General features: G+C 59.8%; 20 protein-coding genes. 12 read left to right on the top strand and 8 right to left on the bottom strand.

The features are described from left to right. Nucleotides 1-98 precede the first annotated feature (98 nt). The 5 genes from C8J42_RS18675 to C8J42_RS18655 all read right to left on the bottom strand — a co-directional run bounded on the left by C8J42_RS18675 (nt 99) and on the right by C8J42_RS18655 (nt 9113). Nucleotides 99-1598: a tryptophan halogenase family protein gene (locus C8J42_RS18675; protein WP_133021332.1), complete on the bottom strand. Its 1500-nt coding sequence runs from the start codon at nt 1596-1598 to the stop codon at nt 99-101. Further along, nucleotides 1595-2629, bottom strand: a complete 1035-nt coding sequence (locus C8J42_RS18670) for a cupin-like domain-containing protein (protein WP_133021331.1) — start codon at nt 2627-2629, stop codon at nt 1595-1597. Before C8J42_RS18670 ends, C8J42_RS18675 begins: the two co-directional genes overlap by 4 nt. Then, nucleotides 2622-3326, bottom strand: a complete 705-nt coding sequence (locus C8J42_RS18665; RefSeq protein WP_133021330.1) for a SapC family protein — start codon at nt 3324-3326, stop codon at nt 2622-2624. The genes C8J42_RS18670 and C8J42_RS18665 overlap by 8 nt, the downstream gene beginning before the upstream one ends. Before the next feature lie 55 nt (nt 3327-3381). Further along, a complete protein-coding gene (locus C8J42_RS18660) occupies nt 3382-6654 on the bottom strand; it encodes a TonB-dependent receptor (protein ID WP_133021329.1) in 3273 nt (1090 codons plus the stop codon). Nucleotides 6655-6791: 137 nt separating this feature from the next. Next, on the bottom strand, nt 6792-9113 hold the full coding sequence (locus C8J42_RS18655) for a beta-glucosidase (RefSeq protein ID WP_243644612.1): 2322 nt from the start codon (nt 9111-9113) through the stop codon (nt 6792-6794). A gap of 134 nt (nt 9114-9247) precedes the next feature. On the opposite strand from C8J42_RS18655, the gene C8J42_RS18650 reads away from it, so the two are divergent. From C8J42_RS18650 to C8J42_RS18620, 7 genes are all read left to right on the top strand, one after another. Beyond that, on the top strand, nt 9248-10489 hold the full coding sequence (locus C8J42_RS18650; protein ID WP_243644611.1) for an MFS transporter: 1242 nt from the start codon (nt 9248-9250) through the stop codon (nt 10487-10489). A 4-nt stretch (nt 10490-10493) separates the two neighbouring features. Then, entirely contained in the window at nt 10494-11513 is a 1020-nt protein-coding gene (locus C8J42_RS18645) for a LacI family DNA-binding transcriptional regulator (RefSeq protein WP_347812421.1), read from the top strand. A gap of 305 nt (nt 11514-11818) precedes the next feature. Then, on the top strand, nt 11819-12136 hold the full coding sequence (locus C8J42_RS20565; protein ID WP_243644610.1) for a hypothetical protein: 318 nt from the start codon (nt 11819-11821) through the stop codon (nt 12134-12136). 109 nt (nt 12137-12245) lie between these two features. Next, the gene (locus C8J42_RS20560; RefSeq protein ID WP_133021328.1) at nt 12246-12449 is read left to right on the top strand and encodes a DUF5818 domain-containing protein; all 204 of its coding nucleotides are present in this window, start codon (nt 12246-12248) and stop codon (nt 12447-12449) included. A gap of 104 nt (nt 12450-12553) precedes the next feature. Next, nucleotides 12554-12997: a hypothetical protein gene (locus C8J42_RS18630; protein ID WP_133021327.1), complete on the top strand. Its 444-nt coding sequence runs from the start codon at nt 12554-12556 to the stop codon at nt 12995-12997. Nucleotides 12998-13264: 267 nt separating this feature from the next. Then, nucleotides 13265-13558: an AbrB/MazE/SpoVT family DNA-binding domain-containing protein gene (locus tag C8J42_RS18625; protein WP_093396655.1), complete on the top strand. Its 294-nt coding sequence runs from the start codon at nt 13265-13267 to the stop codon at nt 13556-13558. After that, the gene (locus tag C8J42_RS18620) at nt 13555-13941 is read left to right on the top strand and encodes a type II toxin-antitoxin system VapC family toxin (RefSeq protein ID WP_107962593.1); all 387 of its coding nucleotides are present in this window, start codon (nt 13555-13557) and stop codon (nt 13939-13941) included. Before C8J42_RS18625 ends, C8J42_RS18620 begins: the two co-directional genes overlap by 4 nt. Before the next feature lie 224 nt (nt 13942-14165). Here the strand turns inward: C8J42_RS18620 and C8J42_RS18615 are convergent, their stop codons facing one another. Next, nucleotides 14166-15284, bottom strand: a complete 1119-nt coding sequence (locus C8J42_RS18615) for a LuxR C-terminal-related transcriptional regulator (RefSeq protein WP_133021326.1) — start codon at nt 15282-15284, stop codon at nt 14166-14168. An 820-nt stretch (nt 15285-16104) separates the two neighbouring features. On the opposite strand from C8J42_RS18615, the gene C8J42_RS18605 reads away from it, so the two are divergent. After that, nucleotides 16105-16467, top strand: coding sequence for a hypothetical protein (locus tag C8J42_RS18605; protein ID WP_133021324.1), 363 nt, complete (start codon nt 16105-16107; stop codon nt 16465-16467). A gap of 177 nt (nt 16468-16644) precedes the next feature. Here the strand turns inward: C8J42_RS18605 and C8J42_RS18600 are convergent, their stop codons facing one another. Next, the gene (locus C8J42_RS18600; RefSeq protein ID WP_133021323.1) at nt 16645-17052 is read right to left on the bottom strand and encodes a response regulator; all 408 of its coding nucleotides are present in this window, start codon (nt 17050-17052) and stop codon (nt 16645-16647) included. 236 nt (nt 17053-17288) lie between these two features. Between C8J42_RS18600 and C8J42_RS18595 the strand changes: the two genes are divergently transcribed. From C8J42_RS18595 to C8J42_RS18580, 3 genes are all read left to right on the top strand, one after another. Then, complete coding sequence (locus C8J42_RS18595; protein WP_133021322.1) at nt 17289-18800, top strand: PAS domain-containing protein; 1512 nt, start codon at nt 17289-17291, stop codon at nt 18798-18800. 807 nt (nt 18801-19607) lie between these two features. Further along, on the top strand, nt 19608-20123 hold the full coding sequence (locus C8J42_RS18585; RefSeq protein WP_133021320.1) for a BLUF domain-containing protein: 516 nt from the start codon (nt 19608-19610) through the stop codon (nt 20121-20123). A 438-nt stretch (nt 20124-20561) separates the two neighbouring features. Further along, nucleotides 20562-21041: a hypothetical protein gene (locus C8J42_RS18580; RefSeq protein ID WP_133021319.1), complete on the top strand. Its 480-nt coding sequence runs from the start codon at nt 20562-20564 to the stop codon at nt 21039-21041. Between the two features lie 127 nt (nt 21042-21168). Here the strand turns inward: C8J42_RS18580 and C8J42_RS18575 are convergent, their stop codons facing one another. Beyond that, the gene (locus tag C8J42_RS18575; protein ID WP_133021318.1) at nt 21169-22185 is read right to left on the bottom strand and encodes a hypothetical protein; all 1017 of its coding nucleotides are present in this window, start codon (nt 22183-22185) and stop codon (nt 21169-21171) included. Nucleotides 22186-23544: 1359 nt separating this feature from the next. Between C8J42_RS18575 and C8J42_RS18570 the strand changes: the two genes are divergently transcribed. Continuing rightward, nucleotides 23545-23895, top strand: a complete 351-nt coding sequence (locus tag C8J42_RS18570) for a hypothetical protein (RefSeq protein ID WP_133021317.1) — start codon at nt 23545-23547, stop codon at nt 23893-23895. Nucleotides 23896-24947 lie beyond the last annotated feature (1052 nt).

Here is a 24947-nt window from a genome sequence, read left to right as displayed (position 1 = left end):
TGTGGATCCAGAAACTCTTTTTGGTGGGCTCCTTCTCCACACATAAGAGTATTCCCGTCTTGTAAAATATCCGTCCAAAGCAGTGCCTACGTGATGCATCAGCCGTCAGCCAGGCAATACTGCGCTAGGAAATCGCAATGTCGCGGTAGCGCCCGCATTGTACTCGTTATTCCTCTGGAAAGATCTGCAAAGGAGGTTTGCAACTCCTGTTCCTTAATGATGCGCGCGATGCGATGATGCGCGCGGGGCTCGACGCCTTGCCCGAGCATGACTGAGACCCAGGAATCGATCCTGAACAGGTCGTCCTGTCCCTGCCAGGCGCCAGCGGTCTTCGTGAAGAGTGCGATCCGCCCAGCGAGGCTATCAGGAATCGTCATGTGGGCGCAGTCGCGCCAGAACGGAGAATCGTCACGTTGGGTGACGTGGTAATGGAGGATGATGAAGTCGCGCACATGCTCCCACTCGTGCCGGGACTGCGCGTTGAAGCGCGCCGCGAGTGCGACGTGATCGTCGCCCCGGAATGGGAACAGCTGTATCAGGCGGATCACCGCGTTCATGATCAGATGGATGCTGGTCGACTCGAGGGGCTCGATGAATCCCGCCGCCAAACCCAGCGCGATACAGTTTCGGTTCCAGGCCTGGCGTCGCATCCCGGAGCGGAAACGGAGCGGTCGCGGCTCGAACAGCGGACGGCCATCCAGAGCACCGATCAATGTCGCGTGCGCCTCGTCGTCGCTCATATGCGCGCTGGAATAGACGAGGCCGTTGCCGGTTCGCTTCTGGAGCGGGATCTGCCAGCGCCAGCCGGCATCGTGCGCGATCGCACGCGTGTACGGCACGGGGGGGGCGACCGTCTCCGTCTGCACGGCAAGCGCCCGGTCGGTCGAAAGCCACTCCGACCAGTCCTCAAAGCCAGTCCCGAGCGCGCCTTCGGTCAGAAGCGCGCGGAAGCCGGTGCAATCTATGAACAGATCGCCCGCGATCCGCTCACCCGATGCCAGGACGAGCGCGGCGATATCGCCCCCCTTGCCGTCCCGTTCGACCCGCTCGATGCGTCCCTCGACGCGGCGGACGCCCCAGGGTTCGGCCAGCGTGCGCAGGAAACGCGCGTAGGCGGTCGCGTCGAGGTGATAGGCGTAGGCCAGCGAATGCTGCTCGTCGTGACCGAAGAGGCCCGCGCCGGCAGCCTGCTGTTCGAGCGAATAGTCGCCGTACGCGCCACCGAACCCGCGTGCGCGTGCCTCCAGCCAGAAATGCTGGAAATCGGCGATCGCCACCGACCTGCCGACGCTGCCGAACGGATGGAAATAGCGGTCGCCGACCTGGCGCCAGTTCTCGAATGCGATGCCGAGCTTGAAGGTGGCTTGCGTGGCACGCATGAACGCCGCCTCGTCGATGCCGAGAAACGCGTGGAAACTGCGCGCGGTCGGTATGGTGGATTCGCCGACGCCGACGGTGCCGATCTCGTCTGATTCGATGAGCGTCACATCGACCAGGGGCCCGAGCTGGCGCACAATTGCCGCAGCCGCGATCCAGCCCGCTGTGCCACCACCCGCGACGACGACGCGGGTACGCTGTGCTTCGGAAAACTCGCTCATCGGTTCAGCCGGTGCAGCAGGTAGGCGCGCAACTGACGTGCGCCGGGCTCGTCGAGCGGTGCGAGCGGTCCGCGCGCAGGCGGTGGTAGATGCGCTGCAACCGCCTCCGCATCGCCGAACACGTAATGATCAAACATCGCGCGCCACGCGCGCTTCTCCTGCGCGGGCCGGTCGCGCAGGCTGAGCAGAGCGTGCAGCATCGTGTCCATCGGCGTATCCATGAAGGCGGGCGCCGCGTTCCACCAATAGTTCACGAGCACGTTGAAGTCGTCGAGTGCCTCGACATGGTGCCACCACAAAGCCGGATAGACGAGGACGTCGCCTGCCTCCAGATCCGCGACCGATCCGGCGGCAATCGCGGCCGCGAAGCGTGGATAAGCCTCAAGATCGGGCGCGGCGAAATCCACCATGCTCACCACCTGCCCTCCAGGAGTCGGCGCGAGCGGGCCCGGATAGAGGTTGGCGACCTGGTCCGGTGGGAACAGCGTGAAGCGTCGTCGCCCGACTGCGCAGACCGCCGCGTTGTTCGACATGTCATGGTGCGCGGACGCGATTGTGCGGTTGCCAATCCAGATGCTGGCGAGCGGCGGGTGGCGATCGAACACGTTGCCGTGCGGCATCAGGTCGTTCTCAGCGCGGAACTCGGGGAGATAGGTGTCGAGATCGGTGGAGCCGATATAATAAGCGGGTGCCTCGGCGTCGCCGAGATGACCGAGCACATGATCCAGGAATTCGCCCAGCGCGATCCGCTTGGCGGCGAAGTTCATTGCAGTCGCAGTCTCGTCATAATGAAAGCGTCCCCTGATTGCGGGATCGCCGACATAGCCAGTGACGGGACGGCCAGCGTCGAACCCGCGCAAATAGGCGGCAGCCTCTTGTGGCGACCTGCGTCCGGCCTGGACCAGCGGCCAGTCGGCGGCGAGCCCGCGCAGGATCACCGGCTCGTCGATTGCTATCAACGCCTCAAGATCGAGAACACCGGAGTGATCGATCTCGCGCACCCGTCGCGATACGTGCAATTTCTCAGCCATGAAGCTCATTCCGCAGCTTCCGATCGATCAGGTGTCGAAGGTTGCCGAGCGAAGAGGCAATCCAAAAGGCAGGACGCAAGAAGTCGTCGCGGTGGAGCCGTGCCAGGGTATCGCCGTCGAGAGCTGCAAGCCGCCCCGCATCGATGGTGAACCGTTCAGGAATATCGTACCGCCGCCCATCGGTAAGATCGAGTTGCAGCGTTGCGGGTTCGAGCAGGCCGGCCACCTCAAACGCCTCGAACATCGCCTTTTCGGTCTCCAGACCGACATAGATTCGCTGCAGCATCGCCGAGACGTGATCGAGCAATGGTGCGTTACCGCCGAGCTCGCGGAACACCGGTTCGCCGTTGCCGACGATGCGCGGATGGTCCGGGTCGACGTGGATCATCGGTTCGCCATTGGCGTCCACGCCAATCGAGAACGGACCGCGGGCCCGTGCCGCCGGCACATACCGCGCGTCCCACCGCTCGCCGTCGAGAAACAGGTTCTCGTCCGGATCGAGCCCCAACAGGACCGTTGCGAAGAGGACGCCGTGCTCGTCGCGACGCAGCAGGATCGCATAGTCGCGCTGCAGTTCCTCGAACTCGGCCGGGAAGACGCGCGTCTGGTTGATCGCATCGCCGAAGCGCGCGTGATGACCGACCGCGACACGCAGGTCGCGGTGGTCAACGTTGTTAAGCAATATCGGAGGGGCCATCAGATCATCCTAGACGAGGGAGGCCGCTGTCGTCAGCGGCCTTCTCGCCGCTTGGTCAGAAGCGGTATCGCGCTCCGACCAGATACCGGGCGGACCCTTCCGACAGGTACCAGATGTTGCTCTTGTCGCGGCCGTAGGAGCGCACGCCCTCCTCGGTGATGTTGATCGCTTCGAACCCGAGTGCAAAACGCGAGGTGAGGTCGAAGTTCACCGACAGGTCGAGCTGACCGTAGGGCGCGGTGAACACCGGATTGCGATCGCCACCGCGGTTGATGCCGCTGAGGAACTTGTCGCGCCAGTTGTACGACATGCGCGCCGAGATACCGTTCTTGTCGTAGATCAGCGTGGCGTTGGCGGTATCAGACAGACCGACCAGTGCGAACGTGTTGACGCTCGGATCAGCCGCGATGTCGATGCCGATGTTGCCGCGTACGAGCGTGTAGCTGGCTGCCACGCCGAAGCCCGTATCCCCGAGGAAATACTGCCCGGCGAGTTCGACGCCGTAGATGTGCGCGTCCTGGTTGTTGATGGGCGTATTCACTGCGAAGTTGAACAGCGGATCCTGCCCATTGGCGGTGATATCGTACTGGCCGAGGATCTGATCGACGAACCCCTGGTTCAACGCGCGGCTCTGCGTGTTGTAGTTTGCCGCGAACTGGGCGTTCGTCGTCGCGACGTTGCCCGCATTCTGCTGCAGTAGCGCCGTGTAGGTGAACAGGTTCACGTCGGTGATGTCGGCGTTGAACGTACCGGCGAGCTGCTCCCGCGCGGTACCCGAACGCGTCCCGGCGGTGCCCGAGGTGGGATCGCGCAGACCGAACAGGTTGCGGTTGACCACCGTCTGGCCGATGAAGTTATGGACCTTCTTGTTGAAGAAGCCCGCCGACAGGAACACGTCCTTGCGCGGATACCATTCGAGCGAGACGTCGATGTTGTCCGACGACAGCGGATCGAGATCGGTGTTGTGCGCCGTGCCGGTGGCAATGCCACCGATCGCGGTCGGGCGGCCGGGACCGGCGACGTTGGTCGAGGCGAACAGGTCGCCATAGCCTGCACGCGAGATCGTCTTGCTGTACGAGGCGCGGGCGAAGAGGTTGTCGACGACCTCGAACTTGGCATCCACCGACGGGAGCCAGTTGCTGTAACCGCCACGCGACGACAGCGTCTGCCGATCAGCGGTGTTCAACACGAAGAAGTCGTTGTCGGCAGTCCAGACTACCGCGGTCGGCACCGGCTGGAGCGACACCGCACGCACCTTGGTGTTCTCGTACCGAACGCCGGCAACCAGTTGCGCATTGTGATCAAACAGCTTGCCGTTCCAGGATCCCTGGACATAGCCCGACCAGATGTTTTCGCGGACGCGATTGTCGTCGTTCGCGTCGATGTTGTCGGCGTGGTTCACGCCGTCGTTCGTCACGCCGAGATAATAGTCGTGCAGCGTGTTGTAGAGCTTCGTCGCGTCCTGCGTACGGAATGCCACCAGCGTATTGGTGTCCGGATTTCCGTCGTTGTGCTCGAACTTGCACACGTTGCAGAACTGGAAGACCTGACCGGGCGCGAGCCGCGCGATGTCGGGCGGCAGCGAATTGCCCCAGTCACCCAGGACCTGGCGCGTGTTGTACTGCGTCTGGCGCGTATTCGTGGTGCGATAATCAGCACCTGCGTCGAGGCGGAGCTGATCGTTCAGTGCCCATCCGGCGTCAGCGCGTAGTTCCTTGACCCGCTGCGTCTGATTGGACGCGAACTGACGCTGTACCGCGCTCGACAGATCGCCGAGATCGATCACGCCGTTGCCATTGCCCTTGATGAAGGACTGGCCGTTGGGCGTTGTGCTGGCCGAACCGTCGTTGATCGCGATCGTCTGCTGCGGGAAGCCATCCTTGCCGAGCGTCAGCGAATGTGCGGCGACGACAGGCGCGTTGAAGGCAACGGTGGTCGACGTCTGACCATTGGGATTGTCAGGTGAGCTGTCCGCCCGACCGATATGGCCGTCGATCGCCAGTGAGAAGCGCTCGGTCGGCTTCCATTCGATGTTGCCGCCGAAATCGTACAGCTTGTTCTTCTGCGCGCGATACGCCTGCTCGAACGCCTCGTCCTTCACGCCGTTGATCGTTTCAGACAGGAAGCTCGTCGTCGCGATGCCGTTGCTGGCGTCGTCGAACGTGACCACGCCGAACGGGCGATTGAACCAGTTGGACTGGGTCGAGCGACGTTCCGACTGGCGCAACTGCGCATAGAGTCCGTCTGCAGTGAAGGTCAGCGTGTCGGTCGGACGGAATTGAATGACGCCCGACCCGTTGATGCGCTCGCGGCTCGCCTCGGAGAAGTGATAGCGCGAGTCGTTCGGCACGGAGACCAGCACGTTGCCGTTGGTCGGACGGTTGTTGATCACCGTCTGACCGTTGACGAAGCCGTTGCCGGGATTGAGGAAGTCGGTCAGCGACCGGATGTTCCAGTTGTCCGGCGCGACGCTGGAGAAGCTGAAGTTGCGCTTCTGGTAGCTGCCGAACAGCGACACGCCGAAGCGCTGGTTGGGATCGCTCCAGCTGGCGGTACCCGAGACTTCGGGCGTCACGCGCGCGCCGCAGTCGAAACAGTCTGACGAGCTGTTGTCGTAGCTGCCCTTGACGCCGAGCGAGCCCAGCAAACCCGTGTCCTTGGAATCAAGCGGACGACGGCTGACGACGTTCACGGCCGCGCCGATGCCACCCGAGGGTATAGCAGCGCGGCCGGTCTTGTAGACCTCCAGCGTCTTTACGCCTTCGGAAGCGAGGTTGGAGAAGTCGAACGAACGACCGAAGCCGCCGGCACCGTCACCGCCCTGATCACCGCCCACCGCGACGATGTTCGATGTCGCGAGCTGACGGCCGTTGAGCGTAACGAGGTTGTACTGCGCGCCGAAGCCGCGAACCGTGACGGTCGAGCCTTCGCCGTTGCGGCGATCGATCGACACGCCGGTAATGCGCTGCAGCGATTCCGCGAGATTGGTGTTGGCGAACTTGCCGATGTCTTCCGCGCTGATCGCATCGACGACGCCGAACGAGTCCCGCTTGATCGCGATCGATCGTTCGAGCGAGGCGCGAACGCCGGTCACGACGATCTCGTCGCCGGGGGCCTGGTCGGGCATCGCGTTAGTCGCAGTAGCGCCGGTCTCAACCTGCGGAGCGCCTGGCGACGTATCCGCTTGTGGCGTGCCCTGCTGTGCCTGAACGGCCGGTGTCGGATCTGGAGCGGCCTGCGCATTCGCCAAGCCGGGCATCGTCAGCCCCGCCACCAACGCGAATACCGACGTCGAGCGCGCGAACGCTGACGGAATAGAACCCCTCATACTCATCCTCCCTGACCGGCATGTCCCTACCGGTGTATGATTCTGGCGGTGTAACCCCGCGTTCCTCAACCGTGCTGCCGTCCGACATCGATGTCAATCAGCGCGTGACATCGACGTTCAGCATGCGCGGATTTGTTTCAAGGTGTGTCAAAAGCAGCACGGCCAGACGCAAGGCGCCGGTCAGTCAGACCGACCGTGCCTTCCGAGATCATCGTCTGCGCGTCCGTTGCGAGTTTGAGCGCATACGCGCCGCCCTTCAATCGCCAGCCGGCCCCTTCCCATTGCGCCAACGCACGCGGATCAGCGGTGATCTTCACGTTCCTGGTCTCGCCAGCGGCCAGCGTCTGACGTGACCAGCCGACCAACCGAGGCGCTCCGCCGTCCGGCAACGTTGCGTACAGTTGAGGTACGGCGGTGCCGGTGCGTGCAGTCTGATTGGTGACGGTAAACGTCACTCTGGCGTTGGTCCCGCCCGAAAACCGTGTGTTGCTGATCCTCGTGCTGGCATAACTCAGCCCAAAACCGAACGGAAACAACGGTGTATCCTTGCGTGAGGCATACCAACGATACCCGACGTTCGCCCCCTCCTGATAGGTGACGGGATAGGCCGGAAGCAGGCTGGCATCTCCGGCGCCGGCATTGGCCGAGGCATCGTTGCTGGTCGCGCCAGTCGGCGATGTGATCGGCCGAGGGCGAGGGAGTTGCTCGATGTTCCGCGGGAAGCTGATCGGCAGACGGCCTGACGCATCGACCTCGCCGAACAACACGCGCGCGATCGCCTCGCCGCCACGCTGGCCCGGATACCAAGCTTCGACGATCGCCGGCACCCGCGTGGCCCACGGCATCAGAACCGGTCCACCGGTCTCCAGCACGACGATGGTACGTCGATTGGCGGCGGCGACTGCGTCGATCACCGCATCCTGATTATCAGGTAGCGACAAGGAGGGCGCATCCTGCGCTTCGGTCTGCCAATGCGTTGCAAACACGATCGCGAGGTCGGCGGCGCGGGCCGCCTTGGCGGCGGCGACCGCGTCGGTGCCGTCGACGAACGTCACCTGCGCGTTCGGCGCCAGAGCCCTGATGGCACGCAGCGGCGATGACGAGTGATAGGTTATCCGGGCGAACGAGGCTGCCGCGCCACTTTTGAGCGGGATCTCGATCGGCACGCCGCCGACGGAGCGAACCTGGGACGAGCCGCCCCCGGACAGCACGCCGACGTCGGCATGACCGCCGATGACAACGATCGATCGCACGGTCTTGGCAATCGGCAAAAGATCCTTCTCATTCCTGAGCAAAACGATACCGGCCTCGGCGGTACGCTGTGCGATCTTGGCGTTAGCGGCATAGTCGATCGGCTGTGCGGATGTGGGCGTGGGATTGTCGTAAAGACCGCTGGCGATGACCCCGGTCAGGATGTGGCGTACCATGTCGTCAAGCCGTGCCGTCGAGACCCGCCCGGCAGCGACGGCGTCCGCAAGCGGCGTGCCGAAATAGACTTTGGCATCTAGTTCCTGTCCTGACTCCTGATCGAGCCCTGCGTTGGCTGCCTTCTCAGTGGAGTGTACGGCACCCCAGTCGGACATGACGAACCCTGGATATCTCCAGTCTCCGCGCAGGACGTTGGTCAACAGGAACTTGTTCTCGCAAGCATAGTCGCCGTTGATGCGATTGTACGCGCACATCACCGAACCCGGCTTCCCATCCGCAATCGCGATTTCGAACGCCAGCAGGTCGCTTTCTCGTAGTGCCGTCGGATCGATCCGCGCGTCGAGAACGGCTCGCCCGGTCTCTTGGCTGTTCAGGACGAAATGCTTGATCGTCGAGACGATATGGTTCGACTGGACGCCTCGGATCGACGCCGCGCCCATGACGCCTGTCAGCAGCGGATCTTCGCCGAGATACTCGAAGTTCCGCCCGTTCCAGGCATCACGCGTCAGGTTCACGCCGCCCGCAAGCAACACGTTGAAGGTCTTCGCCCGCGCTTCGCTGCCAATCATCGCGCCCCCGGCATAGGCGATGGCGGGATCGAAACTCGCGGCAGTGGCAAGGCTTGCGGGAAGCGCAGTGGCCACATCGCCCTTGCGCTGCTCAACCTGATTGGCAACGCCCAGCGACGCATCGCTCTCACGCAACGTCGGTATACCCAGACGGGGGACTCCGGGCACGTAACCGGCGGACGGAATCATGTCGGATGTCATCGGCTTCGCCATCGGCGGAAATATGCCGTGCACGTACAGCAGCTTTTCGGCCCTGGTCATCGCCTTTACCAGAGCGTCAGCCCGGTCCGCCGCGGTTCTCGTCGTGTCGCGCCAGATTTCCGACGTCCTGGCGCCCGTTCCGCCAGCCACCTTGGAAGCTGAAGCTTTTGCAGACCCCACCCCTGGCTGAGCCTGCGCCGAAAGCGCCATCGGCGCGACGCTCAGCAGCGCGCAGGCGATGCGCGGAAATCCCGTGCTCATCGTAGATATCCTCCCATGCCGCATTTTCCCGAGCGGCTTGGCAGCGTGATCGCCAACTCCGACATCGATGTCAATGCGAAGCACGATGCCTTCGTCATACATTGCGCAGCAGCCCCGCCTTGCTAGGATGAGGCGTGAACACCAGCAGCATGCCCCTTGCGCCCGCTACCGGCGAACAGCGCGCGACACTGCTGTTCCAGCTTTGTATCGGCGTTTATTTTCTCGGCGGATTCCTCAACTCGCTTGTCGGATTGCTGGTGCCCCGGTTGCGGATGATCGAAGGCCTGAACCACACGCGCTCGCTGCTGGTGCAGTTCGCGTTCCATTCAAGCTATCTCCTCTTCGCCGTGCCGATCACCGTGCTGGTGGTGAAGTTCGGCTACATGCGAAGCATCGCGGCGGGACTGGTCGTCATCGCGCTGGGTTGCGGCCTGCTGGCTGTCTCGCTCGGGTCGCTTGGGTACATGACGGTTCTACTCGCGCTCCTCGCGATTGCCGGCGGCGTTACTTTTCTGCAGATCGCCGCCAACATAGTCGTCCCGGTTGTCGAACCGGCACGCCACGCCGTCTCGCGACTGACCTTGCTGCAAGGCTTCAACTCGCTTGGTACCGTACTGGCGTCCCTGGCAGGATCCGCGCTGCTGCTCGGGACGGGTAGGCAACGATTTGGTGACCTGGCAGACCACATACGAGTCGTTCTGCCGTTCCTTGCGGTCGCGCTGGTAGCACTTGTGCTTGCCGCAGCCTTTATCAGCCGACGCGACCTGCTGCCCGCGTCCTCAACGCCGCGTCGCGTGCCGCTCTCTGGCATCGTCGCCGTGTTGTCGAACCGGCGCTTGCTGGCAGGTGGCGGCGCGATGTTCGCCTATGTCGGCGCCGAGGTCACGATCGGCACGCTGCTCGTGGAATATCTGGCGATGCCCGACATTCTGGACGTCTCGCCGGTCGCGGCGGGGCAACTCGTAGGTCTGTACTGGACCGGTGCGCTGATCGGCCGACTGGTAGGCGCCCGCTACCTCACCCGCTATGGTGCGACAACGATGCTGCTCGGTTGCGCGATCGCCGCCGTCGCGCTCGTGGCGATCGCGATCGGCCTACAGGGGCTCTTGGCCGCCACGGCGCTGCTCGCGGTCGGACTGTGCAACGCTATCATGTATCCGACGATCTTCGCGCTTTCGCTGCCCGACGATCACTCCACCGCGACCTATGCCTCGATGCTGTTGTGCATGGTGGTCGTCGGCGGTGCCATCATCCCGTTGCTGACCGGTGTTGTTGCGGACGCGGTCGGCTTGACGATGTCATTCATCCTCCCAGGCGCCTGCTACATCATCATAGCGGCGTTCGCGTGGTGGCGGCACCGAACATGGGATTTATAGCAAGATGATGCCGCCGGTAACCATCAAGGATGTCGCGCTAGCGGCGGGCGTGTCGCCCAAGACCGTTTCGCGGGTGATGAATGCGGAGGCGCATGTTCGGCCAGCGGTGCGGGATCATGTCCTGCGCGTCGTCGCGGAACTAGACTATCGCCCGAACGCCTACGCCCGCAGCCTGTCGAGTTCGCGGTCCTACCTTATCGGATTGTTCTTCGACGATCCGGCATCGGGGTACGCTGCAGAGGTACAGCTGGGCGCAATGGCCCGCTGCCGCCATCACGGCTATCATCTCGTCGTCGAAAGGATCGACCGCGACGGGCCCGAGACGCTCGACGAGGTATCGAGAACGTTGCAGGCCTTGCAGCTCGCCGGGGTCATTCTAACCCCGCCGATCTGCGACTGGTCCGATCTCACCGATCTGCTCGATCAACGCGGCATCCCGGTCGTGAAACTGAATTCATCACGAACCGGCTCATCGGCCGCGGTGATTCACATCGACGACTACCAGGCCGCGCGCGATATGACCGATCACCTTATCACGCTGGGGCATCGCGACATTGCGTTCGTTCAGGGGATCGTATCGCACGATGCGGCTGGCAAACGACTGGCGGGCTTTTGCGACGCGATGCGTTGCGCTGGAATCGGCATTAGAGATGCCTGGATTCAAGCCGGCGACTTTAGTTTCAGGTCGGGCATGGCGGCCGGCGACGCGATCCTCTCGACCAACGACCATCCCAGCGCCGTGTTCGCCGCCAACGACGAGATGGCTCTGGGTGTTCTGGTCAGCGCCGCGCACAGGAACATTGCCGTACCAAAGGCCCTCTCCGTCGTCGGCTTCGACGACGCGCCTATTTCTCGCATGGCGTGGCCTCAGCTGACCACCATTCGTCAGCCCAATGCCGTTCTTGCAAGCGTGGCCATCGATATCCTGGCCGATCCCTCGTACCAACAGGCAGGCGACCGGCCCGCGCGATCGGTTCAGGTACCATATACGTTTATCGGGCGCTCAAGTTCGGGGCCGGCTTAATATACGGAAACAGGCTAACCGAAAGCAGCTCCAATATTTAGGTGTTTGTTACCGTCAACTAACCTTATGGTTACAGTGGTTCACTTATGGGCCCCGATCTGAAGCAAAGACCAACAAGCGGACACTCGCGAACTCTTCCCGGCTCTCCGACTTCGGCCGTCCATTCATTTCGCCGCGGTGGTTTGATTGCCGATATTTACCACCAGTTCTGCCGGAAATGCAGACAGTCCGCATGCACTCTAATTACGCCACTTACAGTCAAAACTATACGTTCCGGCCGCTTCGGGATCCGTCGCCAGAACGCGGTGCGTTTCTCCATTGAAGACGTTTTTCACCTGCAGATAGCGGGCATTTGGCCGAATGATCTCAGCCAACCGGTCGTAAATGCCCCTGCCGCCCCCACGGTAGTTATGATAGAAGGCCACATGCTCAAGACAAGAATGAAGCGGGTCGCCGATCGCGGCGATCACGCCGTGCGGCGCCTTGCCGAGATCGAAGCCTCGATCGCGGACCTTTCCAACGAGGATCTGCTCGATTTGGCCGACATCTTCAAAGCCGAACCCCGCTCACCAATCGGAGATATGGCGTTCCTTGAAATGGCGCGGCGGAACATCAGTTTTTGAAGACCGGTCGGGAACGGGTTGGCAGAACCATGGGCCCTCCTGAAGTACGTCGCTCAAACCCAACGATCTCCCGCACCTTTTCGCGACATGATGGAGCGAAGGCGCAGCGATGGTAGCGATTGGAACCCGGGTCGATGAGACTGGCACCCTAATACGAGATGGCGGGGCCTTCTATCTTCGCCGCGATGTCGGTGGCCGCTACGAGCTGGAATTGAATCGTACCCCCGTAGATCTGGTAGAAAAGCGCGTCCGGCTTATTGGCACATTGGTTGGGCCAGGTCTCGTAAACGCCAACGGCGTTGCGCCAGCTTAGCCGGTCAAGAACTCCTGGCTCAGTCGTCAGCCACTGGGCGCAATTCTGATTCAACCTGACTCATTGCCGTTGCGCACAAACCACGAACAGCCATCATCCTAGTCATGGAACAACAGATCATTCACGCCTGCGGTCATGAGCAGGGCCATTATCTCACAGGCTACGACAGCCAGAAGGAACGCAAAGCCAAGTGGCTTAAGACGACTACCTGTCGAGACTGTTTCGTTGCAGAAAAGCGGGCTGATGAGGTCGCCGCGGCAGCGTTAAGCAGCGCAGCTGTCTCACACCTTGCTCTTCCACCGCTAACCGGCACCGATCGGCAAATCGGCTGGGCGTCGACGATCAGGACCAAGCGGCTCGCAGCGCTATTCAGCTCGAACAGCGACGCCGACTGTAACGCATGCCTTCGGGTCACTGACGCCAAATGGTGGATCGATTGCCGCGATCTGGCTGACGTCGATCTCATGGCAGCCGCGAACCGAGCGTCAAGCATGCAAAGCGTGCCGACGCTCATGCCATCGACTACGAATCCCACAATTGCCCTCTAGAGGCATAGGCCGAACCCCCGATCCACGCCGGTAAGCCAGACGCATCCTATGTGTGCAAGCAGGGTCTAGACCTCGTGAATGAGGTGTTTCATTTCGCTGCTACCGACCCTGTTTGAACGGGATTTGTGTTCAAACCACATGCTCGCTCAGGGTATACCCAGACTGACATAGAGGCCTGATAGGTTAGGCACGATGCCAGAGCTCGCATTGTGTCACATCTCTTAAAGTGGCATAGGCTATTCAGAAGCATTGAGGAGGAGCGCCGCGATGGCTACGCAGTCCATAGACGTTAAAGTTGCCAGTAACGGTCGGATGATTCTGCCAGCATCGGTTCGCAAGGCGATGGGGCTCCACGGAGATGCGAAGGTCATTTTGACGGTTGAGGACGATCAGGTCCGTCTGTCGCCGATCGGTCACGGGGTTTCTCGCGCTCAGGCGCTTTATCGAGAGCATGCCAAGCAGGCCCGAACAATCGACGACTTCCTATCTGATCGCAAGGCAGAGGCCGTCACCGAGGCAGGCGAGTCTTCGCATTCGGACCGGCAGGGAGATCCGGTATGACATCTGTTGTAATGGATGCATCCGCAGTGCTGGCGCTAGTTCGGGATGAACCAGGCGCCGACAAGGTCACACCTCACATCGGACGAGCAGCGATTTCCGCCGTCAACCTGCAGGAGGTTATCAAGGAACTTCTGCTTGGTGGTTTGGGCGCAGCCACCATCCGCGAGATCTTAGACGAGCTTCGTCTCGATGTACGTCCTCACGACGTGGAGGCCGCGTATGCGGCCGCTGAGCTGCACACTCAAACGAAGGAGTTTGGGCGCGGCCTTGGTGATCGCTCCTGTCTAGCGCTTGCGATCCTACTTGGCGTTCCCGCCCTCACTGCAGATCGCGAGTGGAAGAAGGTAAAGGCCAAAGGGCTCAAGATGGAGCATATCCGCTAGCAGCCGTCGCCAAAAGCGGTCAGCTAAGGATTCCCGTTTTCCCGTGTCGTTTAGGCAATTTCGAGAAAATCGATTTGGGAACAGATTTCGAGAAAACGGCACCCAACACCAGTGCTTTTCAGGGCGTTGAGCTGGGGATTCCCCACTCGACCTTCCCTTTTGGGAAAGGTCAGAATGACGGAATCGCCCACACCGAGATGCATGCGGCCTCAAGCGCTGGTGGCTCAGGACAGGTCAACGGCGCACGATGGCAAAACTGTACGCACCGAGCCGCTGTCGAACCCACGTGCCCGGCCCCAGGCCGCAGCTGCTACTCTACGGTTGACCCCGATCTTGCTGTAAACGCGAGCAACGTGGTTGCGGACCGTGTTGCCGCTGACGTTCAGCGTACGTGCCATCGTCTTGTCGTCCATACCCTCGCAGATCAAGGCCAGCACTTCGCGCTCGCGTACAGTAAGGTCGTTCAGTCCCGATGGAGCGCTAATGCGCGTTGGTTCGGACCGGAGCGTCAGATTATCCAATATCGCATGGCTGAGCCACTTGGATTCCGTAATCGTGGCCTCGATCGCGGCAGCGAGATCGCGCTCGTCCATTCTACGTTTGGTGACGTCTTGAAACGTCCAAAGCACATAGGTCTGCTCGCCAACTGTGACACTGGCCTGTGAAACGAGGCATTCGAGACGCTGGCCGCATTTGGTATGAACCGCGCCGGATGCGATCCCCGATGGCCAGAGGTCCACGTCATAGATCGAACGTCCTGCCAACTCATCTGCCTGATACCCAGTCAGCGAGCATAGGCTTTCGTTTGCCACGTTCACCACGTTGTTGGCGGCGTCGACTATCATCATACATGCCGACGAGTTCGCAAATGCTGCCTCGACACTCGTTCGATACCGAGCATGGTACGGCTCGCTCTCCCGCCACGCTTCAATATCAGTGAAGGTAAACAACATGCAGGGCTGACCGGCGACGGTCACGGGCTGGCCTGCCACGATCACGCGCCGGGTTGTGCCGTCAGGCATTGCGAGATCCGCCAAGGTCTGTGGAATGGTTTGCGCCTCGACAAGTGCGCGCTTCACGAGATCGGCGTTCACTACCCCGTCGAGGATATCCCGCTCATATATCGATCGCCGCAGCCAATGGTCGTCAGCGCTGTTCGTCAGCGTGAGGAAGCTACGATTGACGGTGACGTAGCGGAGATCGCGCAAGCTGCAGACGATGGCCGGAGCCGGATTTTGCTCAATAAAGCATTCGTATTGTGTGTCGCGATCGCGCGCGTTCGACACCCGCCCCGTCGAAGGCTGGTGGGGTCGCGTGAAGATATCTATGCAGGCGTTTGTCATCGTCGTTCCTCGTATAACGAAGATACGGCAAAATCATCGCTTGGATTAAATGAATATCACGTCACCTAAGGAGTGACCCATTTTGATACTTGGCGGTCACAAGTATCATGATCTGTAGGACAGATTGGTATGCGCGTCAGCATAGCTAACCAAATACTATTTCGGATGTATTGGCTATAGCTAGGGAAGTGATAGGTTTGGCTCGCCGCTCTAATGGTAACTAGGATTGGCTAGCTGTGTAATCTTAGTTTACGCCAATAGGTAATGAAACCGGTGTGGAAGACAGACCGCCTTTGACAAATTTCGTCAAACTTACCCGCTAAGCATGACACCCCACAGACGCGCTACATCCGCCCCATAATCGATGGCAGGGGTCGCAACGCTACGGTGACTATGCCGAATGCACCAAGGTTGAGGTGCTTCTGCACTATGTTAACTTTTCGTTTCGCTGGGTAGGGACATGCAGGAGAGTACAAAAATGCGTAGTACCAGCAACAGTGCGAGCACCGAGCGAGATTCCAGCAACCGCGCTTACAACGCTGCGCGCGCAGAGTGGCATAGCCACCGCGCTTCGATCTCAACAGATAACAGCACTAAGAGACTGCACGAGAGGTTTGCGTTGCTTTATCGCGCGCGTGCCGAAGTAGGGAATGCCGATACTGCGACATCTTCCGAGTTTTGATAAATTGGTATTTTGGTACGCGATAAGCTGGCAATTATATCAGAAACCTTTAGACGATCTTGCTGGTTTTGCGCTGGGGATCAGCAGATCGTTGGCCATACCGGTCTGACTGCATGACTCCTGAAACAAGGGGCTTTCATGGCACAGCATCGCAGTCTTTCCCGGATCGGGCTTGTTGGCGTCGGCATCGCGACGGTGTCGCTCGCGGCCTGCGTCAATCCGTCAGCAAAAATCGCGACCTCACTCGAGGGATATGGCTTCCAGCCCGCGCAGTCGCAGTGCGTCGGCGACCGGCTCGAGGCAAACTTATCGCTTAGGCAGCTGCAGCAACTCGGTCGCGCCGCCAAGGCGTCGCGCGAAGGCGATACGACCCCAGGCCGCCTGACGGCCAGCGACTTCGTTCGCGTGTCTGGGCAGGTCAAGGATCCCAAGGTGCCGCTTGAGGTCGGCAAGGCAGCTGCTGCCTGTGGCATCCTGACCGACCCCGCATCACCGCTCTAAGTCAGTCCTATGGACATCGCCCCGGCACGGGCGATGTCCCGATCCTTCGTACTGCAATGCATGCCAATTGCCTATAAAAGGCCAGCTATTTGCCATGCAGGTCTGCATTGCGGCGGTACCCACTACTCGTCGTCCGAGGATCTTACGCGGGTATACGCCGAGAAACTCCGTACGTAATCAAACCGCCTTTTTGAGCGGCTCCGGCAATTTGTTGTCCGGAAGCATGTTGCGCAAATGCTGGTGCACCATTTGCTTGTTGAACGGCTTGGAGATGAATGTGGCCTTTTCGGGCATCTCGCCCGCTTTTGGTAGAACATGACCGGATGCGATGACGATTTCGATCGCCGGCCAGCGATCGGCGACATGACGCGCCAACGCAAAGCCGTTGGTTTCGCCGGGCATGTCGACGTCAGAGAACAGCAGTACGATACTCTCCCAGTTGGTGGCTAAGACGCGCTTCGCCTCGTCGCCGTCCATGGCTTCGTAGAAGCGAAATCCGGCGTCTTCGAGAATGGCAGTCGTATCCATCATGATGAGCGGATCATCATCGACAACGAGGGCGTAGGGTACGGTTGAAAGGGTCATGGAGCCCTAACTCGCCCGCCATATGCCGAGTTGCGGCGCGCGAGGATTTACTGGTCGATTTCCTCAAAATGCGACTGCGGCATGGCCGTATCCACGGGCCATGCCGAGGGTCGTTTGCAGGCTGTTAACCGAGTAGTTTTGTCACAATAGCCATCATAGCCTACTGACACTAAAGGACTAAAAAAACGCAGCGTCCAACGTCGTAAGGCCCGTTGAGCACGCGAACGGAGTGACGTGTGCGAGATATCCAGGAAGAAGCGCGGATCGTCCGCGAGCTGACGCGCGGCGATAGCGGATCTGACCCTTTTGCCTCGGCCGTGCGGGCAACGCGCATGCCGATGATCATCACCGACCCCCGGTTGCCCGACAATCCCATTGTGTTTGTGAACGACGCCTTTGGGAAGCTGACTGGTTATGCCCGCAGCGAGATCATGGGGCGCAACTGCCGGTTTCTGCAGGGACCGAACACGGACATGGCCGACGTCGGCCGGGTGCGGGACGCGATACGCGTCCGGGAGTCGATCGAACTCGACCTGCTGAACTACAAGAAGGACGGCACACATTTCTGGAACCGGTTGCTGGTTTCACCCGTGTTCAACGACGACGGGATGCTGCTCTATTTCTTTGCCTCGCAGTACGACGTCACTCTCGAGCGCGAACGCCTCGTCAATCTTCAGCTTGATCGCGATGCCCTAGAAGCAGAGGTGGAACGCCGCATTGCCGAGCTTCAGGAGAGTGAGCAGCGACTTCAGTTTGCCCTTGATGCCGGCCGCCTGGGATCCTGGAGCATCAATCTCGATACGTACCGGCTAACGGCATCTGCCGAGTGCAAGAGGATATGTGGTCGTGCCCCGACCGATCCTTTGACCCTCGACGAACTGCGAGAGTCGATCCACCCGGAAGACCGGCAGATGCAGATCGATGGCATAGAGCGTGCCGTACGCGACCGATCGCTGCTGGACCTGGAGTACCGCTTGCGGACGCCGGCAGGTGAGGAGCGCTGGGTACAGATCCGGGGACAGGCGAGCTACCGCGCCGATGGAACACCGTTGGCAATCGTCGGGACGACCCAGGACGTGACCGCACGGAGGCGCGCTGAGGAGCATCGGACCCTCTTGGCTAATGAGCTAAGCCACCGGGTGAAGAATACGCTTGCGTCCCTGCAGGCGATCGTCTCGCAAACGATGCGCCGGGCGACCTCTGTGCAGGAGGCCGGCACGACGCTGGAAGCACGCATCCACGCGATGTCCGCAGCGAACGACTTGCTGATCAGTGGCAGGTTCGAGAGCACGTCCCTGCGTACGCTAATTGAGCGCACGCTTACCCCCTTCGGGGTGGAAGACGGTCAACGGTTCAAGCTTTCCGGTGAGGACCTTCAGCTCCCGCCGCGCCTTGTGGTCGCATTCGCCCTTGCCCTCCATGAGCTTGCAACCAACGCCGCTAAGTACGGTGCGCTATCGACTGCCGATGGGGTAATAGATCTGAGCTGGAAGGTCATGGACGGCTGGCAGCCGCATGATCTCCACCTCACCTGGGTTGAGTCAGGAGGCCCACCGGTCGAACCGCCAACGCGAACCAGCTTTGGCACACAGCTGATTCAGCGTGTTTTGGCGCATGAAACCGGCGGAACGGCGAAAATCTCTTACCTTCCTGGTGGGGTGGTGTTCGAAGCCGTCGCACCGTTGGTCGACAGCGCCGACAACGACAACGACAACGAGCAGCAGGATAGAGCCGAAAAAAGAAACTGAGGCTTGGCCACCCTCAGTGTCCCATCTCAGCCTAATTCACAGCATACGGCTGATAAGACTAGATATTTCATTGAGATAGTTGGCAAAACGATGGTGGGTAAACCGCGCCGCTGCCCAAGCATTTCTGTTTATATGCAATTTTGACAGTGAAAAATCATCGACGGCCGGTCAGGGATGTAGTCTGCAACTACTAGGCAATCACGCATCGATACCATCGTGTAACATCACCTGTTCCGCTATGGAGCCGGGGTGAGACCTGATAATCCCGAAGACCACGAAGCGCTATGGACGGGGCTTGGCGAACCCGAAACTGCTCAGGATCTGGTGGACGCGCTTGCGGAGCTCCGGCTTCTGGCGATCCGGTTAGACCTAAAAGTCGTCGGAGCCATCGTTAGCAGCGCGATCGGTATGGTCCCACTCACAACGCATTGAGCTAGCGTCGTTCGCTTTGTCTAAAAACCTTCAGAAAAGTGCGACGGCCCGTCCCCACAGGGTAGCAAGGACGGACCGGCCACAGCCGGAGGACGACTGCGGCGAGGCATAAACGCAAACCGCAATGTTAGTTTCCTAGTGCAATACCAGTTTGTCTCGGCATCCGGGTAGCGTTCTATCCCGGTTTAGTACGTCGGTTTGTCGTCAGATCTTCGTTTTGTCGGGAAACCGCCTCACGTCTGCGTGTTTTGTCCCCACCAGATAGGAGGAAGCCGTTGAATACCCCGATCCATGATACGCCTTCCGACGTTGCGGCGATCGACGGTTGCGTGGTTGTATCGGGACCTGGAGGGGTCGCTGTAACCTTGTCGGCAGATGCGGCAGAAGAAACGGCAAATCGCCTTCATAAATCTGCAACCGAGGCTCGCAATCAGCGGAACACTGACCCAGCGCTGTCCGACACGCCGGAATCGTGAGTTGGCGATGCGCCGAATAATTTACATCAGTAGATCGCTGGTTGACGGAGATCCCGATGCGATAGCTGGTATCGTGGCAGGCTCAGTCGCCTGGAATACCACAGCCGGCATCACGGGGATGCTTTGGTCGGATGGCGCGAACTTTGCGCAAGTAATCGAGGGCGCTTCTGATCAGATTGAATTGACCATGGAGCGTATCCGCCGCGATCCCAGCCATACTGACATTACGGTCTTGTTGGACCGATCGATCCTATCTCGCCAGTTCGGTAACTGGTCGATGCGATGCGCTGGTGACGATGAGGCGAGCGCGCATGGCACCAGCTTCATGATCGGCTTTGCAATGGGCGAACGCACCGCCGCATCGAAACGATTGTATGAAATCATGCTATCTAGCCATGCTGGTAACGTGGGGTAGGGAACAGAACCACGCGGCTACGGTTTTGAGTGCGACCGGCGCGGTTTCCCCCCTGCCCTGCCGGAAACGACGCCCCGCTGCTGCTCCCGCAGCGGGGCGCCTCCCAATCCAAGTTGTTGGGTAGCGTGGCATCGGTGTTCCCACAGAGAGCACCTCTTACCGACATTCTCTTCCGCGTTGATTGCCTCTTGCTCTAGCGGTGGCAAATGCCGGTATCGATGGCGAGATGGCGGCTTGGACGGCCAAAGGCGTTCGGCTCTGATCGAGTTTGCTACCGCTCGACTGCTCTCAAAATAGCATCGATTCTGAGAACGCTCCGGCCTTCTCGATCGCCGTCCCTCATTGGGAACGCCGAGATAAGGCCGAAACGGCAATCTTGTCCTTTGCTCGCCTTCGCTGACCCCGTTAGAAGCCACCCCCTCGATAAGGGAGAAGAGAGTGATGCTTGGCAGAATAGTTGGGGCGACTTTGATGATGACAGCTTCGCTCCCGAGCGAGGCACAGGTCCCGCCTCCGCCGTCATTGCCAGGGCAAGACACGCTGGGTGAACAACTCGTTCGCTCAATCGAGACGAAAAACATAGCGGCTTATGGCACACTGCTGTCAGATAACGTGTCGGTATTCGAGGACGGCAAACAGGTAGCACGTAACAAGGTAGAGTGGCTGAACACGTTTGGGAAAAAGCTCTCAGCCAAAGGGGTCGCCTTCAAAATGTCCCCAGGCTTTTCGTCTTCCGGACGCCTCCTTTTTCTTGAATATTTTAACTCGGCAGGCAGCTGGGGCAGCGCTGTTCCTACACATTGTTGCTGGTCATACGACGCAGTTGCCTATGACGTTGCCGGCGGCAAAGTGACTTCCATACGGCGTCTTCGCGGAGGTGATACCAAGCTGGATGATCGTGGCCTGCCCGCGAAATAACGGCAGCTATGCAGTCCGGCCCCTGTAAGCTGCCGGACTGTTCTACACCAACACAGCCATTCCCAAAAATCGATCCTTACGGGAAAGCCACGCCGTTCCGCGTGCCGTTCTCGAAAAGGAAGGCTGGTTAGCTGGAGCGGTGACCTAACCGCCAGGCAAGGAGCCGGATGAAAGGTTCCGGATCGTCCAGGCGGAACGCGACCCGCACGAACGGACGTCGCTTCTTCAGAAGCGAGCGACGATGCAGAGGGCGATCCAACCGCAGCATGATGTTGGGCCAGGCAAGCAGCGCCGCATTAAGGGTCGCGGGATCGCGTACGTCCTCACCGGTGAAGCCGCCTTCGATGGCAACGATCGCATCGAGCGGCACAAGCTGGTCGATCAGGAAGCCGGCCCGCACGCGCACACCCTCGGGTGTCAACAGCACCGGCCTGAACCTGAACGACTTGATGAGCCCGACGAGGTATACGAAGCCCACGTCACTCAGCACGAACATGACCTGCGTGGCGGTGCGGCTCCAGTGCCCGACCAGCAGATGATAGACGGCTATTTCGATCGCCGACAGGATCAGCAGCGTTGCACACATCGGCGTCAGGTGCCTGTGATAGGCGAAAGCACGGGCGTACGCCGGAATATCTGCCGGTCCGCCCCAGCGGAACAGCGCCATGTGGATTACCGTCATCTCCGCCACGGCCAAGCGAACCAGCGCCGGCGGGAATAACCCGGACGCGGCTGATACCCATCGCTCCTTCCGGTCGGTGCCTTTCCTGCCCACCGCTTGGCACGCTCGGGCCGTTGCCCAGGCGACATGACCCAGAGCGACGGCTGCCATCGTCACCACCAGGACCGGCGTCTCAAACAGCGCATCCCGCATCGCCGATGGCGAACCAAGCCAGACGGTGACGCTGGCGCCGGCCAGCACGCCCAAGACGGCACTCCATGCCGGCTTTCCGGCTGATCGAGCGATCAGCGACAGCATCAGCGTGTCCGCGACTACCCACAGGAACAGCAATAGCGCTGCAAACGGATAGGCGGTCGCCAATGGCGTTCGTACCGCCATTCCAGCCAGCGTGACGATGATGACGGGTGCGATGCTTGCGGCAATATATCGGCGACCAACGCCGTCACTGGTCTGGGCTACCATAGAGACCCCCGTTCGCCTGCGCGACGACCGAATGCTGGTCTGGCGCCGCGTTGCCCGTGCTTATACGCCGAATTTGCGAGCGACCGCCAGCGTCACCATCTTCTCAGAACACCCTTTCTGACCAGATTTGAGAACGTCTCTGCCGTTCTCTTTTCCCGATCGTTCGCGAGTAGGTCCCATTGGGGGGCGTTGGCCCCGAACTCGGATCGATAGAAACTACACAAAGGTATGAGCCTAGGAGTTAGCGCCTTTCGCCACATAATGGTGAGCGTCGTTTGCATCTATTCCTCCCCCTCCTAAGGCCGACGTGTGTTACTGGGGTGGCACACATCTTGCTAACCCGAAGCACGACCCTCGCGGACAGGCGCGGGCGTCTACGGGAGCAGGATATGATACCGACCAACACAAGCAGGGTTTTTGCGGCTGGACTGCTGATTGCATCCCTTTCGATCGGAGCCGTGGCTGCGCCACCGCGCACCAGGACAATAACCGACGACTACAGAGCACGATATGACGGGCGTCGTCATGTTTACTGTATCAAGTTCTTTGCTGAACTACCCGCCGCCATGCCTCAACCCGGCCCATCCAGAGATATATGCAAATCACAGGCTGCTTGGGCCAAAGAGGGGGTCCGAGTAAGCCGCGCCGGTCGATTTACGCCGTCCTAGTAAAGGTCCTGACGCGGCAAATGCTATGAGAGAGATTGGGGGGGGCACGCAAAGCTTCGATATGCTAGAATCTGAGCGGCTTAGCTGCCTTCCCAAAATTCGGGCTCTTTTGCACCGCCCGTGTCAGGTTTCTTGAAATAGCATCCTTTTCGAGAAAGACCACAGCGTCAGCCAACGTCCGCTAACGCTATCTGCCCCTCACTCGGGACGGGCCACTTTCCTTCTTCACAGTCCCGTCCGGCGATCAGATATGTGGAAAACCCAGTCGCAATCATGACTGTTCGACAAACAGGTGTTTTTCGGACGGTTTGTTCTCGATCCTCGCAAAACGCCGTGTGTTTTCCGACAGGGCTGATCGCCGCTTGCCTTCCCTATAGCAGGCATTCGTCAAGCGCTTTGGCCGAGGTCAGTCCGGTAGCCCGTCTGACACTATGGACAATACATCCTCTAGCAAGGCTGCGGCCAGAGTATTGCCCCGCTAATTTGCAAGTTGCAGCGCCCATGCAACCACGCCTCCTAACGCTTTCGGATCTTGATTGGTCAACTCCATACCTGAATTAGCCGCGATGAACCGCATGCATAAACCATAAATCGGGAACCTCCGCGCCGTATGCGCACATGCGAAGTGGCGCAAATGTTTTGCTTGATCTAGTTTAGTGACCGGTTTCTTAATCTAGAATAACTACATGCCATGACCGGTGATCAAAGACGGCGGAAAACAGCTATGGCGATCCTTGCAGTGCGGCAAGTGCGCTGCCAGTTATTTCCATCGGAGATATTTGACGAACATGCATGGACAATGCTCCTGCAACTTTTCGTCAACTTAGCAGATAACCAAACGACGACGGAGAATATCTTGGTCCACAACGTCGGCGTATCAGTAGGCGTGGGACAGCGCTGGATAGCACATTTGGTAAAGGATGGGCAGGTTGTCTCGCGCGAAAGTGGTGATGATGTTGCGCTAACCGGCGACGCTATTGGGCGGATGCGAAGCTTTCTTGATCTTGCTGCGAATGAAGCACATGAAATCGAAGCGAATTAGATGAAGCGGTGACATTGAACTGCGAAACGGTTGAGCCCGCTGGCCGACCTTCGAGAAGTTAAAGGGCGGGATCAGAACGTGGCGTAAGTCGTTACAATATCAGCCTTTTGCATAAGGGGGTTGGTGTGGCAGATCACGTTTTGGAATACGAAAGTGCACGAGCCGCTGGTGCTAACGCCGCCAGCAACGAAAAATTGGGGTATGACGATTGTCCCTATGATGAAGATCATGAGCCAGTTCTAAGGGCCATGTGGCAGGACGGATTTTTGACGACGAAGTTATACGGAACGGGATGATTTCAACGCGTCACGATGGGACCCTGGCGACCTAGCAAGTAAGGAAGCCGCCCCGGATCCCGTAAGCAGGCCGTCTGCTTTCCTCCTCTTACCTGCCATTCCTGAACACGCATTTGCGTTCGTTCCAATGGCTATAAGGACCGCCGCATGCGGGCTCGCCACACCGATCGGTACGCTGTCTCCGTTTGGCTACCTGCCCTGATTGGCGGCAGCCTATCGTGGCTGTGGTGGGATAACCCAGCGCCAAACCCTGTCATGCTATTGGCGGGCATCTTTTAGCTGCTATGCGCGGTCGCGGTACTTATCCAACGAACGCGCGAACCTGAGACGGGACGGTAAGACGTCGCTATGCGTCGGGTTTCACCCAAAGCGGCCTGACCGCTTTCCTTCCCATCCCGGACATTCCCGAAATTCGATCCCACGCGAGAAAGGCGGATCGGGCTAGAACGCCCATATCTGGACACCCGGGCATGCGATCCAAGCTCCCTATAAAAGCCACTCGTTCAGCGCATCTTTCTCGGTTTGGAGTTGCCCAATATGCCCCAACCTGCTGCCCCAACTTTCACTGTCCCATGAAAGTCGTCGTGCAAACTAACTTAAATCAAGTTCTGTTCGGCAACCTATGGTATAAATCATAAATTGCTGACCGATCGCGGCCCTTGGCAACTGAGAGACGCAATGCTCCCGCCAATGTTACGGGAACCCTGTTTTGATCTCGGAAATTGACCCTCATGGTCTGATTGCGAAAAGCCTATC

Origin of the sequence: Sphingomonas sp. PP-CE-1A-559 (assembly GCF_004340965.1) — a bacterium.
In the GTDB taxonomy this organism is placed as follows: Bacteria; Pseudomonadota; Alphaproteobacteria; order Sphingomonadales; family Sphingomonadaceae; genus Sphingomonas.
The sequence above is the reverse complement of the archived record's forward strand: the minus strand, read 5'-3'. Positions and strand labels throughout refer to the sequence as shown.